The 15,841-nt window shown below is 69.5% G+C and carries 15 protein-coding genes; 7 read left to right on the top strand and 8 right to left on the bottom strand.

What is annotated here, in order from left to right; translation table 11 throughout:
* Window positions 1–44 precede the first annotated feature (44 nt).
* From HY726_17525 to HY726_17510, 4 genes are read left to right on the top strand one after another with little or no spacing between them, the layout of a single operon-like run.
* On the top strand, window positions 45–2,501 hold the full coding sequence (locus HY726_17525; GenBank protein ID MBI4610798.1) for a CoA transferase: 2,457 nt from the start codon (window positions 45–47) through the stop codon (window positions 2,499–2,501).
* A gap of 10 nt (window positions 2,502–2,511) precedes the next feature.
* Window positions 2,512–3,516: an alcohol dehydrogenase catalytic domain-containing protein gene (locus HY726_17520; GenBank protein MBI4610797.1), complete on the top strand. Its 1,005-nt coding sequence runs from the start codon at window positions 2,512–2,514 to the stop codon at window positions 3,514–3,516.
* A 17-nt stretch (window positions 3,517–3,533) separates the two neighbouring features.
* Window positions 3,534–4,337, top strand: a complete 804-nt coding sequence (locus tag HY726_17515; protein MBI4610796.1) for an alpha/beta fold hydrolase — start codon at window positions 3,534–3,536, stop codon at window positions 4,335–4,337.
* On the top strand, window positions 4,331–4,606 hold the full coding sequence (locus HY726_17510) for an SDR family oxidoreductase (protein ID MBI4610795.1): 276 nt from the start codon (window positions 4,331–4,333) through the stop codon (window positions 4,604–4,606). The genes HY726_17515 and HY726_17510 overlap by 7 nt, the downstream gene beginning before the upstream one ends.
* Window positions 4,607–4,621: 15 nt before the next feature.
* Here HY726_17510 and HY726_17505 read toward each other — a convergent pair whose 3' ends face one another.
* A complete protein-coding gene (locus HY726_17505) occupies window positions 4,622–5,023 on the bottom strand; it encodes a RidA family protein (protein MBI4610794.1) in 402 nt (133 codons plus the stop codon).
* Window positions 5,024–5,226: 203 nt separating this feature from the next.
* Here HY726_17505 and HY726_17500 point away from each other — a divergent pair, with 203 nt between their 5' ends.
* Window positions 5,227–6,093, top strand: coding sequence for an EamA family transporter (locus HY726_17500; protein MBI4610793.1), 867 nt, complete (start codon window positions 5,227–5,229; stop codon window positions 6,091–6,093).
* A gap of 27 nt (window positions 6,094–6,120) precedes the next feature.
* Here HY726_17500 and queF read toward each other — a convergent pair whose 3' ends face one another.
* From queF to HY726_17485, 3 genes are all read right to left on the bottom strand, one after another.
* Window positions 6,121–6,483 carry an NADPH-dependent 7-cyano-7-deazaguanine reductase QueF gene (gene queF, locus HY726_17495; protein MBI4610792.1) on the bottom strand — a complete coding sequence of 121 codons (363 nt, stop codon included), beginning with the start codon at window positions 6,481–6,483 and terminating at the stop codon, window positions 6,121–6,123.
* A gap of 625 nt (window positions 6,484–7,108) precedes the next feature.
* The gene (locus HY726_17490; protein MBI4610791.1) at window positions 7,109–8,404 is read right to left on the bottom strand and encodes a hypothetical protein; all 1,296 of its coding nucleotides are present in this window, start codon (window positions 8,402–8,404) and stop codon (window positions 7,109–7,111) included.
* Window positions 8,405–8,625: 221 nt separating this feature from the next.
* A complete protein-coding gene (locus HY726_17485; GenBank protein ID MBI4610790.1) occupies window positions 8,626–9,510 on the bottom strand; it encodes a DMT family transporter in 885 nt (294 codons plus the stop codon).
* A gap of 423 nt (window positions 9,511–9,933) precedes the next feature.
* Between HY726_17485 and HY726_17480 the strand changes: the two genes are divergently transcribed.
* Both HY726_17480 and HY726_17475 read left to right on the top strand, forming a co-directional pair.
* Window positions 9,934–10,695 carry a DUF748 domain-containing protein gene (locus HY726_17480; GenBank protein ID MBI4610789.1) on the top strand — a complete coding sequence of 254 codons (762 nt, stop codon included), beginning with the start codon at window positions 9,934–9,936 and terminating at the stop codon, window positions 10,693–10,695.
* Window positions 10,692–11,015: a hypothetical protein gene (locus tag HY726_17475; protein ID MBI4610788.1), complete on the top strand. Its 324-nt coding sequence runs from the start codon at window positions 10,692–10,694 to the stop codon at window positions 11,013–11,015. The genes HY726_17480 and HY726_17475 overlap by 4 nt, the downstream gene beginning before the upstream one ends.
* Window positions 11,016–11,216: 201 nt before the next feature.
* Here HY726_17475 and HY726_17470 read toward each other — a convergent pair whose 3' ends face one another.
* The 4 genes from HY726_17470 to HY726_17455 are packed head-to-tail and all read right to left on the bottom strand — an operon-like array spanning window position 11,217 to window position 15,567.
* A complete protein-coding gene (locus HY726_17470) occupies window positions 11,217–11,873 on the bottom strand; it encodes a methyltransferase domain-containing protein (protein ID MBI4610787.1) in 657 nt (218 codons plus the stop codon).
* A 6-nt stretch (window positions 11,874–11,879) separates the two neighbouring features.
* Window positions 11,880–12,875, bottom strand: coding sequence for a uroporphyrinogen decarboxylase (locus tag HY726_17465; GenBank protein MBI4610786.1), 996 nt, complete (start codon window positions 12,873–12,875; stop codon window positions 11,880–11,882).
* On the bottom strand, window positions 12,872–13,723 hold the full coding sequence (locus HY726_17460) for a MaoC family dehydratase N-terminal domain-containing protein (GenBank protein ID MBI4610785.1): 852 nt from the start codon (window positions 13,721–13,723) through the stop codon (window positions 12,872–12,874). The genes HY726_17465 and HY726_17460 overlap by 4 nt, the downstream gene beginning before the upstream one ends.
* Window positions 13,720–15,567 (bottom strand): DUF4445 domain-containing protein, encoded by a 1,848-nt coding sequence (locus HY726_17455; GenBank protein ID MBI4610784.1) that lies wholly within the window; start codon window positions 15,565–15,567, stop codon window positions 13,720–13,722. Before HY726_17455 ends, HY726_17460 begins: the two co-directional genes overlap by 4 nt.
* Between the last annotated feature and the right edge of the window lie 274 nt (window positions 15,568–15,841).

Here is a 15,841-nt window from a genome sequence, read left to right as displayed (position 1 = left end):
CGGCCAGTTCTGGTTAGAGCAGGCGGCGCACCCCAAGACGTTTCATGGCTGAGGCCACGGGCCCGCTGGCGCCGTACCGCGTCCTCGACCTCACGGACCAGTGGGGCTCGCTCTGCGGCAAGATCCTCGCTGATCTGGGGGCCGATGTCGTCAAGGTCGAGCCCCCCGAGGGGAGCCCGGCGCGCCGTGTCGGGCCCTTCGCCGAGGGCGTCACGGACCCGGAGGGAAGCCTCCACTGGTGGGCCTACGCCGCCAACTGCCGGAGTCTCGTCCTCGACCTGACCGGCGCCGACGGCCGGGCGCGGCTCCTCGACCTCGTTCGCGGCGCCGACTTTCTCCTCGAGTCGTTCCCGGCGGGCCATCTCGATCGCCTTGACCTGGGCTGGGCAACGCTTCACCGCGAGAACTCCAGCCTGGTCCTCACGTCCATCACGCCCTTCGGGCAGGACGGGCCCTACCGCGACTTCCTGGCGTCGGACCTGGTCGTCCAGGCCATGGGCGGGATGATGCACCAGCTCGGTGACCGCGATCGCGCGCCGGTGAGGCTCGGCGGATCACAGGCCACACGCCAGGCGGCGGGCCAGGCTGCGGTCGGGACGCTGGTCGCCCACTTCTGGCGCGAGCGGACGGGAGAGGGGCTCTGGGTCGAGACCTCGGCCCAGGTCGCGATGATGTGGACCATGATGAGCGAGACCGGATTCCCGGTCCTCCACGGCGTCCAGCCGTTCAGGGACGGGGCGGCCACGCGCTACGCCGGTCTCCGCCGCCGGATGATCTTTCGCTGCCGCGACGGGTTCGTGGTCCTGATCGCGGCGGGGGGCGCGGTGGGCGCGGGGATGATGGAGGCCTTGACCGCCTGGATGGCGGAAGAGGGCATGGCGCCAGAGTTCATGCGCGGGCGCGATTGGAAGAGCTGGGACGCGAGCTACCTCCTGGCGGCCGGGGAGCGAGGCCAGGCCGAGATCGACCTGGTGACCGAGGCCGTGACGGCCTTCGTCGCGCGGAAGGCGAAGGCGGAGCTGTACGGAGAGGCCGTTGCGCGCGGGATCCTTCTGGCGCCGGTGGCCCAGACGGCTGACCTGCTGGACAATCCCCAGCTCGCTGCCCGTGGGTTCTTCCGCCGCCTGTTTGAGCCGCGCCTGGGTCGCGAGGTCGTCCATCCCGGGCCGTCCGCGTGCTTCTCGGCGACGCCGATCCGCCTCCGCGGCGCGGCGCCGCGCCTCGGCGAGCACACCCGCGAGGTTCTCGAGGAATGGAAGAGTGAGCGGCCGCAGACCGGCGTCCGCCAGGATCGCGGGGTGCCGTTCGAGGGTGTCCGCGTCGTTGACTTCTCCTGGCTCGCCGCGACTCCGATCACCGGTCGGGTGCTGGCGGAGTTCGGCGCCGACGTGATCCGCGTCGAGTCCTCACTCCGGATCGATCCGGGCCGGACGCTCCCGCCGTGGCCCGACGGGAAGTACGGCCCGGATCGGAGCCAGCTCTTCGCCAACTACAACGCGGGCAAGCTCTCGGTGGCGCTCAACCTAAGCCACCCGCAAGCCCGCGAGCTGGCCCGCCAGCTCATCGTGCGCGCCGACGTCGTCATCGAGTCCTTCACCCCCGGCACCATGGCGCGGTGGGGCCTCGACTACGAGGCGCTGAGGGTGACGAGGCCCGACCTCATCTACCTCTCCTCGTGCCAGCAGGGGCAGACCGGACCGCACTCCCGCTATGCCGGCTACGGCTCGCTCTCGGCTGCGCTCGCTGGCTTCAACGCCGTGACGGGCTGGCCCGACCGCGATCCCCCGACGATCTACGGCGCCTACACCGACTTCGTGGCCCCCCACTTCGCCTCTGCCGCGCTCCTCGCCGCGCTCGACCACCGGCAGCGGACCGGGCAGGGCCAGCACATCGACCTCGCCCAGCTCGAGGCGGCGCTCCACTTCCTGGCCCCCGAGATCCTCGACTACACCGTGAACGGTCGTATCGCCGGCCGCCGGGGGAACGCTGACGATCAGGCTGCGCCCCACAACGCCTATCCGTGCGCCGGCGACGACCGCTGGTGCGCGATCGCGTGCCAGACCGAGGCCCAGTGGCAGGCGCTCCGCCGCGTCCTGGGCGAGCCCGACTGGTGCCGTCGCCCCGAGTTCGCCACGCTCGCATCGCGCCAGCACCATGCGGCGGAGCTGGATCGGCTGATCGGTGACTGGACGGCCAGGCAGGAACCCGGCGCTCTGATGGATCGACTCCAGCGCGCGGGAGTGCCCGCAGGCGTGATCCAGTCCTGCGCCGACCTCCATCAGGACCCTCAGCTCACAGCGCGCGAGGCGTTCGTCTGGCTCGAGCATCCGGAGGTGGGGCGCTCGCCGTACGAGGCCTGGGCGTTCCGCTTCGTGGGCAAGCCCGGAGCCCTTCGCCGGGCCCCGTGCCTCGGCGAGCATACGGAGGAGGTGCTCACCGGGCTCCTCGGCATGCCCGCCGCGGAGGTCGAACGCTTGAAGGCGGAGGGAGCCCTCCGGTAGGATTCCGGGCATGAAAGCCGCCGTCCTCTACGGCCCGCGCGACCTGAGAGTCGAGCCCGCGCCTGATCCCGCGCCGGGCGCCGGTGAGGCGCTGGTCCGGGTTCGGGCCGCGGGTCTGTGCGGGACCGACTACCGGATCTGGTCGGGCGACCGGGTGGTCCGCTACCCGCTGATCATGGGCCACGAGTTCGTCGGCGAGGTCGCAGCCGTCGGCGAGAGCGTCACGCACGTGCGGCGGGGCGACCGCGTGGCAGTGGAGCCCAACTACTCGTGCGGGACCTGCCCGCTCTGCCTGGAGGGGAACCGGAACCTCTGCGCCCAACGCACCGCGGTGGGGATTGACGTCTCGGGAGGCTTTGCGCAGCTCGCCCGGGTGCCGGCACGCTGCTGCTGGCCCGCGCCGTCGGGCCTGAGCCCTGAGCAGCTCCTCCTCACCGAGCCGCTCGCAGTGGTGGTCCGCGCCGTGACGCGAGGCGAGGTGAAGCCGGATATGACGGCCGCGGTGCTCGGCGTCGGCACCCTCGGGCTCCTGGCGCTCCAGGTGCTCCGCGCGCGCGGAGCGCGAGTGCTTGCCGTCGGACGCACCGAGCGCCGGCTGACGCTCGCGCGCCAGCTCGGTGCCGAGGCCGTCCACGCGCTCGCGAGCGGTCCGGGGAGCGAGGCCGCGCGCGCGTTCTGCAACCGCGAAGGCGTGGATGTGGTGGTGGAGACGGCGGGCACTCCGGAAGCCGTGTCAGAGGCGATCGAGCTGGTGCGCCCGGGCGGCCGCGTGGTCTTGACCGGTCTCCCGCACGAGCCGTCGCGGGTCAACTTCTTCTCCGTCGTCCGCCGTGAGCTCACGCTGATCGGGTCCATGATCTACCAGGACGAGTTTCCCGAGGCGATGCGCCTGCTCAGGGACGGCGTCGTCATCCCAGGCCCGCTCGTGACGCACCGCTTCCCCCTGGACGCTGTCCAGGAGGCTTTCGCCGCCCACCGGCAGCCGGACTCCATCAAGGTCGCGGTCATCCCGTAGCGCCCCCTCCGAGTGGTATGCCCTACGCCGCGCTCAACGGGATCCGGATCCACTACGAGACCTACGGCCAGGGCGACCCTGTGCTGCTCATCAACGGGCTCTCCGCGCCAGCGGCGAACTTCCTCTACCAGGTCCGCGACCTCTCGCCCCACTACCAGATCATCACCGTCGACAACCGCGGGGTCGGGGAGACCGGGGTGGCGGAGGGAGATGTTTACCCGACGGCCCGGCTGGCCGATGACGCGGCCGGCCTCCTGCGTCATCTCGGAATCCCTCGGGCGCATGTGCTCGGCACATCCATGGGCGGGACCATCGCGCAGGAGCTGGCGCTCCGCCAACCGGAGCTCGTTCGGAGCCTGGTGCTCGCGTGCACGTGGGTCAGGGGGGACGGTCGGTTCCTCCACACGCTCCGCTCCTGGGTCGCTCTCTGCCGGAAGGTGAGCGTGGAGGAGCGGTTCAGGGAAGTGCTCTACCCGTGGGTGTACACGCCCGCCTTCCTCGAGCTCCCGGGCGCGGTGGAGGAGGCTCTCAAACGCGCGCTCGCGTACCCGTACCAGACGGCGCCCGAGGGGATCGAGCGCCAGGCCGCCGGGCTCTTCGCGTGGAACGGGACCCGCGTGAAGGACCTCAAGAAGATCAGGGTCCCGACCCTGGTGCTCGTCGGGCGCGACGATATCCTCACCCCGCCAGCCTTCTCCCGTGATCTGGCGCGGCTCATCCCCAAGGCGCGGCTCAAGGTCATCCCCGGCGCCCACGCCTTCTTCATCGAGGAGGCGACTGCCTTCAACCGCGCGGTCCTGGGCTTCCTGAGAACATGCTGACCAAGGTGCTGGCCATCGAGTGGGCGGCCCAGGGCGTCAGGGTCAACGCGATCGCGCCGGGCTACGTCAGGACCGAGATGGTCGGCGCCCTCGTCGAGCGGAAGATCCTCGACGAGGCCGTCCTCGCGCGACGCACGCCCATGGGCCGGCTGGGGACGCCGGAGGAGGTGGCCGAGGCTGCGGTGTACCTGGGCTCTGACGCCGCCTCATACATCACGGGCACGGTGCTTACCGTGGACGGAGGCTGGCTGGCCTACGGCTACGTGTGAGCGCCCAGACGGCGGTCAATCGACGACGGCGATCGCCTCCACCTCGACCATGAAGTCCGGATGGGCGAGCTTCCGAACTTCGATGGTGGTGCTGGCCGGAAGCGCGGCGAAGTACTGCATCCGCACGTCCACGTGCTTGAAAAACTCCTCGATATTGGTCACGTACGTGGTGATCTTCACGATGTCGCCCAGCGTGGCGCCCGCGGCCTCGAGCGCCGCCTTGATGTTCTCGCCCACCTGCCGGAGCTGGGCCCGCATGTCGCCCTTGCCCACGGCGTTGCCGTGGCGATCGCGGGGAACCTGGCCCGAGACAAAGATCGTCCGCCGACCTTCGACGACGACGACGTGCGAGTACAGCACATGTCCGTCCACGACGCGCACGGCCAGGGCCTCGGGCTGGATGTTCCGTCGCTCCATGGGATCCTCCTTTCGTCGATCCTCGAGATTGTGCTTGACAAGCCACCGATGGCCGTCATCATTTGATCCGGCTTCCGTATGACTCCACATCCGGTGCCCGGTCGAGACCCTATCACACAGGCGTACCTCAGGCTTTCGTGGGGTACGACCGGATGACCGACGCCAGTCGCGCGGCGCGCTGAGCGGCCCGGCGCCAACCCTCCATGTGGGTCCTCCTCGCGCTGGCCGCGGCGCTGTTCCAGGTCCTCCGCAACGCCGTCATGAAGGGCCTCGGCCACTCGCTCGACGAGTACATCAACGTCTGGGGGCGCTTCACGTTCCTCCTCCCCTTCGCCCTGGTGATGGCCGTCGCGCGGGGCTTTCCGGCGCTCAGGCCGGGCTTTTTCGCGGTCTGCCTCCTCTTCGGCCTCTGCCAGACCGTCTCCACGCTGGCCCTCTCCAAGGCGCTGAAGTTCGGCCAGATCTCCCTCGTCACCGCGCTCTGGAAGGTGAGCCTCGTGATCCTGCTCGTCATGGGCTACCTGACCCTTCGGGAGACGCCCACCGCCATGGGCGTGGCGGGCGTGCTCCTCTCCGCCGCCGGCGTCTACGTCCTGAACGTGAGCCAGGCCCGCCTCTCCCCCTGGGCGCCGCTCACGGTGCTCTTCACCGACCGCGGGCTCCGCTACACGCTCCTGGCGGCGCTCTTCTACGCGCCCTCGGTCCTGACGATCAAGCAGGCGATCCTCCTCTCCGATCCTTATACCGGTACGGTCGGCGGTTACCTGGCGGCGAGCCTGTGGGTGACCCCGCTCGTCCTCGTGACCTCACGCCAGCACTTCGCCCAGGTGCCGCGCTACTGGAGGGGGTTCCTGGGGCTCGGGCTCTTCGCCGCCCTCACCACCGTGAGCCAGGGGATCGCCTACACGCTCACGCTCTCCAGCTACGTGGAGTCGGTGAAGCAGGTCGAGATTCTCTTCGCGCTCGGGATCGGTGGGCTCGCCTTCGGCGAGGCGCAGAAGGTCAGGGAGATCGCGCCGGGCGCGGTGGTGATGCTGGCCGGAATGGTGCTGCTGAGCCTGGCGGGGTGATCCCCGCGGCAGGACCCGCGGCCGACGCTATGCCGGGCGCTTGCCGTAGGTGGCCCTGACCTCGGTCTTGATCCCGCCCCGGACATTGAAGTCGCCCACGACCTCGATCCAGCGCGGGCGCGCCGCCGCCACCAGGTCGTTCAGGATCCGGTTGGTGACGTCCTCGTGGAAGGCGCCCTCGTTCCGGTAGGACCAGATGTAGAGCTTCAGCGACTTGAGCTCCACGAGGTGCTGGTCAGGGATATAGCGGATCCTGATTGTGGCGAAGTCTGGCTGGCCAGTTCTTGGGCAGATGCACGTGAACTCGGGGATCGTGACCGAAACCTCGTAGTCTCGGTCGGGATGGGGGTTCGGGACCACCTCGAGCTGCGTGGAGGGCTGGGCCGGCATGGCTCTATCCCCGCACTATTCCATATTTCCTGGCCCTGAGCAAAGTCCCGTCAGGCCGTCGTTCTCGCGGAGTCAGGGGGGTGTGGGAACCGGCCTTCGCCCGCCGATCTACCTCTCCGAGGGAGCGATCAGCATGGCGATCTACTCCTGCTGCAAGCGTTGGGTGACGGGAGTGCTTCAGGGAGCTCCCCGCTGCCGGTTTTGTGGGCAGCAGATGAGGCGGCTGTGAGGCTTCCCAAGCGGCTCTTGTCCGGCGAAATCCGTGCCGTCTGCTCGGTCTGCGGGGGGGATGCCCGGCATCTCTGCCGCCGGTGCCGGGAGAAGGCAGCGTCGCCGCAGGGCCTCCTCGGGGGCCGGGGCCTGCTCTACCGTCTGTCGCCACGCGCCGCCTGATCTCCTAGCAGCCTGTTGGAGTAATGCCCTTCGAGCGCGCACCCGCTTCGCGGGTACCCGGCCCGCGCAACCAACTCGGGCCTCGCCTCGTGGCTCTCCTCGCCTCCGGCTCGTCGGCAGCCCCTCGGCTCGAACCGCCATTCCTGGGGGAGGCCTCGGAGGGGGACACCCACGCCTCTGGCGCACCCGGGCCTCCGGCCCGGGTACCCGCCCGGGCCCCCTCCGGTTCGTCCTAGCTCTGCCCTCCCGACCCGATCCGCTGGCGAAGCCGCCTCTCAGCCGCCGTCGGCACCCGCTCCAGCACCAGGACCTCGGCTCCACGCCGCTCCACGGCGGAGGTTTGAGAGCCGTCCTGCCAGCTCCAGAGCGAGCCCGGCCCGTGCGCGCCCTTGCCCGCGAGCCGATGCTTCTTCTCGATCAGCCAGGCGTAGGCCTGGGCAAACGCCCGGGCCGGCTCCTCTGTCTCCCAGCGCACGCGGTAGATCAGCGCGAGCTGCCCCTGGCCGTCCTCCAGGACCTGGTAGCGGTCGCCGCGCCAGCCGATAGCGAGCCGCTGGCTGGTTGCTTCATCCAGGACTGTGCCCAGTACCTCCCCGAGGCCCCATTCGCCCAACTCGTCCTCGGTGACCAGGCTCCAGCCGGGAGGGAGAGCCAGCCTGGGGTCGGGGAGCGTGATCACGACCGGGTCCTCGCGACGGTCGAAGAGCTTCTCAGGATGGAGGATCTGGGTCGTCGAGCGCGGCGGGTCCTGGTAGAGGCGATCGAAGGCCGGCCAAGGCTGGCGGAGCCTGAACTGGTGGACGAAGGTCAAGCCCTGGACATAGGGAAAGAGGAGGAGGTGTTGGAGGAACTTCGGCGCCTTTCCGAAGGCGGGGCCGGCGGCCCCGGAAAAGGCCATCGCGAGCTGCTGAACCCCGCCGAGCGTCGGAGTTCGCGAGAGATCAAGGCCGCGAGGTTGAAGCACCAGTTCCACGGTGACGGCCACCGCTTCGCCTTCCAGGAGCGCCTGCCGAGCCAGTTGCTGATCTCCTTTGCCGGGGCCGGGCACCAGGAATTTCTCGATGGAGATCTGGCGGTCCTGGAGCGCGTGGACCAGCTCGTGGGCCAGCGCGATCGCCTGCTCCTCCGCCTTCAGCCAGTCTCCGACGACCATGACCTTGCGGGCCGTGTCGTAGTAGGCGCCCGCCTGCTCGCTCAGGAGGTCGGCGAGAAATCCGCGGAGGTCGAAGTCTCCCGGGATCAGCCCCAGGGCTACCATCGCCTTCCGCTCGGCCTCGACCCGCTCAGCCGGGCGCTTGCGGGCAAGCTCCTGCTCGAAGAACTGCTTGGTCTCGCTTCGGGAGCGGATGACGACGGGTGGCGGCGAAGGCGGTGACGGCAGACCACGGATCGAGGCGACCTTGGCGAGGGACGCCCCGACGAGCGCCTGGATCGGTGTGCTCGGTGCCTGCTGAGCTGAGCCTGACGCCGCCGGAGTCGAGACGCTTAAGAGGAGGGCGAGGAGGCTCGCGATCCCCCGGTGACTCATGCCAGCCACCGGGCCACGCGAGAGGCCTGGTTCCGGCTCCGCACGGATGGCTTGCTTCGCCATTGATCGAGCATAGCATGGGGCGCGCCAGCGGGTCCTGTGGCGGCGAACATCCCCCCCGTGCTCGCTCCACCCATCCCGGGCACCGCGCCCGAAGGGCGTGGTCTGGAACCCCTTCCGCTGCGCGCGGCGGGGCCGCACCACCCGCTGGCCCCGAGAGTTCACGTGCGGCTCGTCAGACCGATTCCGACGGCGACGAGCACGCTCGCCAGGAGGATCGCACCCGTCAACGGATCGCCCGCGAAGAGGTTGGACAGGAGCACCCCGAAGATCGGCGTGATGAGGAAGAAGCCGGCCAGGGCGCTCGGGCGGTAGCGCTGGAGAAGCCAGAGGTTGGCGGTGAAGTTGAAGCCCGCCACGACCACCCCCTGGTAAAGGAGCGAGAGGGCGAGCGAGGCCGTCCAGTGAGAGGGGCTTCCAGCCTCGAGCACGGATGAGGCCGCAGCGAGGCCGACAGAGCCGATCAGCGCCTGAGCCAGGAGGAGCTTCGTCGGGTCGATCCGCTGGACGGCGGTTGCGAGGTAGACCGTGCGTTCTCCCAGGAGGAGAGCGCTCACCGACACGATGACGTCCCCCAGGAGCGTGGCCCCTCCGCCGAGCTGGCGCGCGAAGAGGATCACGATGCCCGCGTAGGCGATCACGACACCGCCGAGCTTGCGGGGCGTGAGCCGGTCGCCCGGAATCCTGAAGTGAGCCAGCACGACCGTGTGCACCGCGTAGGCGTTGATGAGCACCGACGAGTGGCTGGCCGAGGTGAGCTGGGTGCCGATGTTGATGCACGCGATCTGCGCGGTCAGGAGTATGCCCAGGACTGTGAGCGGCGGCCACTCGCTCCGGTGGACCCTGAAACCCGCGAGCCTTTCGGTCCACCAGGCCCAGGCCAGGATGGCGAGGCCGCCGAGGACGAAGCGCATCCACCCCAGCCGGAGCGGCGGAGCGTCGGTGAGCCCCACCTTGATCGCGACGGCGTTCCCACCCCAGAGGACGGAGAGGAGGAGGGCGAGGGCTGCCCCCCGGAGATCGAGATTCCTCGGGGATTCTCGCACTAGGACAATCGGAGGGGGACACCCACGCCTCCGGCGTGGGTACCCGGGCCCCCTCCGAGGCCTCGCCCAGGAATGGCGGTTCGAGCCGAGGGGCTGCCGACGAGCCGGAGGCGAGGAGAGCCACGAGGCGAGGCCCGAGTTGGTTGCGCGGGCCGGGTACCTGCGCCGAAGGCGCCGGTGCGCGCTCGAAGGGCATTACTCCGACACACCACTAGATTGCTCGGAGGGGGGCTCCGCCCCCCTTCCCATGCCTCCCCCCTTCGCTTGCGCGGGCCAAGCCCGCGCGCGAACCAGATTTTCCCCCAGCCCGCTCATCTAGAGGAGGTCGAGCGTTCGAACCTCTGCGGTGGCGAGGTCGACGACGAGACACCTATGATAGCATTGCGTCCGCAGCCCCAGAGGTACGCCGAGAGGCTGGGGAAGATGAAGCATCCCTGGACGGTCGCTGCCGTCGTCGCCGCTGTTGGGCTCCTGGTGGTCACGGGCCTCTTTCTGGCCTACCGGGCGGCCACGCGGCTGGTGGAGGCGCAGTTCCGATCAGCTCTCGGCCCCGGGGCCACGATTCGGAGCCTCGAGGTCACATGGCGCGGGGGCCTCAGCGTGCCGGCGCCGGAAGGCGCCCCTGTGCCTCAGCTGCTGAAGGCTGACCGGATCTGGATTGCCCCGAATCTCAGGAGCCTCTTCACCCAGACGCTCAGCATCGCGTCCGTCGAGATTGATCGCGCATATCTCCTTGTTCGTCGCACCCCGGTCGGGCTCGCGCTCCCCGTACCTGCCGGGACGCCCGGCACGGCATCTCCGGGGCGCGCGATCGAGATCCAACGCCTCGAGATTCCGGACGCGATGATCGACTGGGACGACAGCAGTGTGACGCCGCCGGTCCGGCTTCGCCTGGCTCCGATACGAATCACGGTCACTGCCCTCCGGCTGCCGCCGTCGGGACGCGTGACTCTCGCGGTCGAGGGTCAGGTGGCGGGTCGAGCCCCCGGCCGGCTCAGGGTCGCCGGGTGGACCAACCCGCACTCCCGCGACAGCGATCTTCGCGTGCAGCTCGCCGGAGTCGATCTGGTTCCCCTGCAACCCTACTTTCTCGGTCCCCGTGATGCCCGGCTCACCCACGGGGTCTTTGATCTTGTGCTTGACGCCCGGGTCCCGCTCAGCAGCTCCGAGCCCCGGGGCAGTTGAGCCTGATCGACCTCCGGTTTGCCCCGGGCGGAGGGTTCCGCCAGACGTTTCTCGGGATCCCGCGCGATGCGATCCTGAGATTTCTGGAGACCAACCGCCGCCTCGAGGTGCAGTTCGTCGTGGAAGGCCCGGTAGACTCGCCGCAGTTCAGGCTTCAGGAAGCGATGGCTCGCCGGATTGCCGTGGCCATGGCCGAAAAGCTGGGCGTACCGATCCGGAAGATCGGTGAGGAGCTGATCGAGTTCGGGACCAAGGGCGCGGAAGCCGTCCAGAAGCACGGCGAGGCGCTCAGCGGAACCCTCCGTGAGATTCTCCGATGAGGTGCCGTCTCGCCACTTGAGCTCGCGCAACACCGACAGGATCCTGCTCAGGCCGGGCCGATCCTCGGCATCTCTGCCGATGTACTTGAAGGGCCCATCATACTCGGCCCTCCTTCCTTGCGGGATAGCCACGGTGCCTCGCGTTAACGCCAATGAGGCGCATGAGCGGTATTGAAGGCTGGCCGTGGGCGGCAGTCTGTCTCACGCAAGCCGGCCAGAGACGAGCCAGTGGCGCTCGCTCACGATCCGGCAGTGGAGGTCGGCGAGGTCGGTGGCGAGCTGTTCACGCACCTCCTCCGGCGTGAAGGCGGCGAGGAGGGAGTTGAAGAAATCCGCCTTGAGGATCGGGTCCTCCTCCGGGGCGGCCGCGTCGACGATCTCGCGGGCGCGCTCGGGCGAGTCGGGGCGGAAGAGATCCATCACGAGGACGGGAGCTCCAGGGCGCCCCAGGCGCACCACTTCGCGCCAGAAGAGGTGCGGGTCCGGCAGGTGGTGGAGGAGGCTGTTGGAGATGACGGCGTCGAAGGCATGAGGCGGGAAAGGGAGGTCAGGAACTCGCGCCCGGATGAGGCTGACCCGGGTGCTTTCGGCGCTGGCCAGGGCCCTCCGCGCCTCGTCGAGCATGGCCTCCGAACCGTCTACCGCCACGATGTCGAGGCGCGGGAGCGCGCGCGAAAGCCGGATGGGGATGTCAGCAGGGCCAGAGCCCAGGTCCACGGCGCGTCCCCGCGTCAGCCCGGGGAACATCGCGCGGAAGCGATCCACGAACCCCTGGTTGACGTCGGAGAAGTCGGCCCGCGCGTAGGCCGCCGCCTGCGCCGGGTCTTCCATCAGCTCGGGCTCGAGCACCCGTTCCATCAAGAGCTAGAGGACCATCTTCGGCGTGCCGCCGAGCGCCTTGACCAGGGCCACCACGTTCGCGTCGGGGACGTCGCGCGGCAGGACGCAGCCCGGCCCCACGATGAGCCCGATGCCGTCGGTCTGCTCGACGGCGTCCCTGGCCTCGGCCCGAATATCTTCCGGCGGCCGGTCCTTGAGCGTGGCCCACTGGTTCACCCCGCCGATCACCGCGCCCCTGACCTTGGCCTTGCCTTCCTTGAGCGACGGCCCGGCCAGGCGGTCGTCCCAGTTCCAGGCGTGGGCGGGCAGGCGCGCGAGCCGGTCGAACATCAGCTCGTCGCCGTGGGCGTGGAGGATGACCAGGTGGGCGCGGGCCATGACGGCCTCGAGGATCCGCCGGTCGTAGGGCTCGCCGAACTTCGCGTACTCCTCCTCGGTGTGGAAGCGGTGGCTGGCGGCCTGGATCGCATAGAAGATCCCCGCGGCCTCCTCGTCGAGGCACATCGTTGCGAAGCGGATCAGCGTGTCCGTGATCGCCTCCAGCGCATCTGTCACGGCCTCGGGCCGCTCCCGGAGGTCCTCGTTCAGCCGGTCGCCCGAGAGCTTGCGTGCGACCGTCAGCGGGCTGAAGACGGTCGGCACGACGGGCGCGTCGGCCCGCTTGTCCACCATGATCCGGACCAATGCCTCCAGGTGCTGGCCGTAGGCGCTGGTGGTGATGTCGAGAGGCTTGATCTTTCTCCAGTCGCCCGCGGCGTTGACAGCGTGGCTCGCGCAGGGGCGGTTGCCGGCGGGCATGACCTTGTCGGACTCGACGCAGCCCCAGTCCTCCACCGCGTAGCCGGCGGCAGGGGTGAGCTTGATGAAGTCAGAGTCGTAGCGCTGGTGAAAGCGGAGCGTCGCCTGGGCGAGCCCGGCGGGCGAGCGGTCTTGCTCCGGGAAGTGGCACCAGACCGCGTACGGGGTCCGGTCCACCGGCTCCCGGTTGATCGCTGCTTTGACCCGCTGGAACTTGTTCATCGCGTCTCCCGGGCGGCGAAGGTCAGGATACCGCGGTCGACGGCCGATCGGCCGTCCTCGGTCAGCGCCTCGAACGAGCAGTGCGACCCCTGGCAGGATCCCCGAACAATGAGTGTCGAGGGCATGAACACCATCCCGCTGAAGCGGCAGGCGATCCGCCCGACGCGCGCTGGGGCTTCGCTCTCGTGCTCGAGAATCTTCGAGACCGCCAGCGCCAGGGTGGCCGTGCCGTGAAGGATCACATCAGGCAGCCCGGCCGCGACCGCAGCGACCCGCTCGGTGTGGATCGAGTTCCAGATCCTCGAGGCTTCGGAGTAGACATGCGCCAGATCGCCTGCAATGGGGACACGCGCCTCCCACGGGGGCGTCGCGCCTTCTGGGTGCTCGCGCTCCGTATGATCCGCGTCTGAGGCTCTGGTGGCGCCGGCTGGATGCGCTCCCGTTACGCCAATGCCGAGATAGAGTGTTCCGTTCTCGGTTGTCGTCACTGGCGCGCCCTCGCGGTCCACGGTCTCGAGGCGCGTCACGACGTAGGCGCCGGGGCTGCGTGCCTCGACCCGCGTGATCTTCGCCGTGATCCAGAGCCGGTCGCCCGGCCTCGGGAGCCGGTGGATGATCAGGTCGTGGGTGGCGTGCACGCCCCGCGGGCTGATCTCGTCAGGGATCGTCTTGGCCCGGATGGCGACGAGCGCCGGCCACTCGTAGCAGACGGGGAAGAGCGGGTGGGGCTCGGGGGAACCGGGCTTCCACTGAAGCGCGGCGGCGTAGGCGGCGAGCCATTCGGCCTCCACGGTCTCGGTGAGGGGACCCATCGTCGCGCCCACGATCTCGTAGGGGATGCGCATCATCGCGGGAAGTTCATGCACTCGACGAAGATGTCCTGGAAGTCGGGGTGGGCCGCGAGCGAGACGTGCTCGATGCTCCGGGCGACCCGCTCGGCCCGTTCCCGCTCCGCCTCCGAGACCAGGCAGAGCTGAGCCCCGAGGAGGGCCGCATTCCCCACGTACCGGACGCGTTCGGCGGGGAGCGGCGGGATCAGCCCTATCCTGAGCGCGCTCTGGATCGAGAGGTAGTTGCCGAATCCTCCCGCCAGCATCAGCTCGGCGACGTGCCCATCCCCGACGCCCGCCACGCGCTGGAGCATCCTGACACCCGACGCGATGGCCCCTTTCGCGAGCTGGACCTGGCGGACATCGTCCTGGGTCAGGATGATCTCCCGGGAGGCTCCGGCCTCCCCGAGCCGAACGAGGATCACCTGGCGCTCCTCGCCCTGCATGACGACGCGGTCCCTCAACGGTGGAGGCAGGCGATCCCGGTCCTCGACACGGATGAGCCCCGTCGAGTCGATGACCCCCGCGTCCAGTAGGACGGCCAGCGCGTCGATGATGCCCGAGCCGCAGATCCCGAGCGGCCCGACTTCGCCGATCGTGTGGACCCGGATGTCGTCGTCGATCCAGACCTTGTCGATCGCGCCGAGCGCGCCGCGCATCCCGTGCTTGATCTGGGCGCCCTCGAGCGCCGGGCCGGCCGGAGCCGAGCATGCCCAGAGCTTGTGGCGCGAGCCCAGGACGACTTCTCCGTTCGTTCCGATGTCGGTGACGATCCGGATCTCCGGGCTCTCGTAGATCCGCGTCGCCAGGGCTACGGCGACGGCGTCGGCTCCCACAAAGCCCGCCACGATCGGGAGGAGGCAGACACGCGCCTCCGGGTTCACCTTGAGGAAGAGGTCGCGCGCCGGAACCACGAGCGGGTAGCGCATCACCGCGGCGTACGGGGCCAGGCCCAGGTACGACGGATCGATCCCCAAGAGGATGTGGTGCATGCAGGTGTTCCCGACCACGACGACCTTGTAGATCCACTTCGCGAGCACGCCGGAGTCCCGCGTCACCTGTTCGACGTGCTGGTTCAGGAGGCCGAGGATCCGCGTCTGGAGCCTTCTCAGATTAGCCGGATTGAACTGGCAGAAGGCGATCCGCGACATGAGGTCGCCGCCGAACACCGCCTGGGGGTTCAGGCTCGAGACCGAGGCGAGCTGCTCCCCCGACTCGAGCTCGATCAACGTCGTGACGACGCTCGTGGTGCCGATGTCCACCGCCAGGCCGAATCTCATCAGCGCCGTGTCGCCCTTCTCGACGGCGAGCACGCGGCGCCCGAACGTCGTGACCGTCACCTCGCCGTTGCCGTCGCGGAGGGCCGACGGGAGTGTCTTCACGATCTCCACCGGCACGTCCTCGGGGCTCCGGCCGATCACGGCCAGCAGCTCCTCCAGGTCCGATGTCTGGTGATGCTCCTCGCGGGGGAGGCCGACCTTGACTACCTGCTTGCTCACGCCGGCGTCGATCGCCACTTTCGCCATCGCCTGAGCGCCGCGCTCGGCTCCCAGGATCTGGAACGCCTGCTCGTCGAGCGGCGGCGCGACCAGGACGCTGACCGGTTCGGTCACCGCGCACTGGCAGGAGAGCCGGTAACCTTCGCGGGTCAGGTCGTCGCCGAGCTGCAGCGTGTCCATGATCGTCGGCGGGGGGATCGTGCCCCGGACGAACTTCACGCGGCAGGAGGTGCAGCGCCCGCGCCCGCCGCACGTCGCCGTGATGTCGATCCCGGCTGCGTGGGCGGCCTTGAGGATCGTCGTGCCCGGGGGCGCCTGGAGCTGGCGGTTCTGCGGGAGAATCGTAAGGGCGATCGGCGCCATCGCGGTCTCATGATATCGCAGAATCTTGCGCGCTGCGGTACAATGCCATTCGCGCCCAATCGCGCATTTCGAGCGCCCACCCACGCCTTCGGCGCGGGTACCCGGCCGGCGCAACCAACTCGGGCCTCGCCTCGTGGCTCTACGAGCCTGCGGCTCGTCGGCAGCCCCTAGGCACGAACGGCAACGGGGGGAGGCGTCGGAAGGGGCGGGTACCCGGGCTTCCACGCCGGAGGCGTGGGGGGGCCTGGGTGGCCCCCCTCCGAGGGAACATGAG

The sequence above is a fragment of the Candidatus Rokuibacteriota bacterium genome, from assembly GCA_016209385.1.
Classification (GTDB): domain Bacteria; phylum Methylomirabilota; class Methylomirabilia; order Rokubacteriales; family CSP1-6; genus JACQWB01.
The sequence above is the reverse complement of the archived record's forward strand: the minus strand, read 5'-3'. Positions and strand labels throughout refer to the sequence as shown.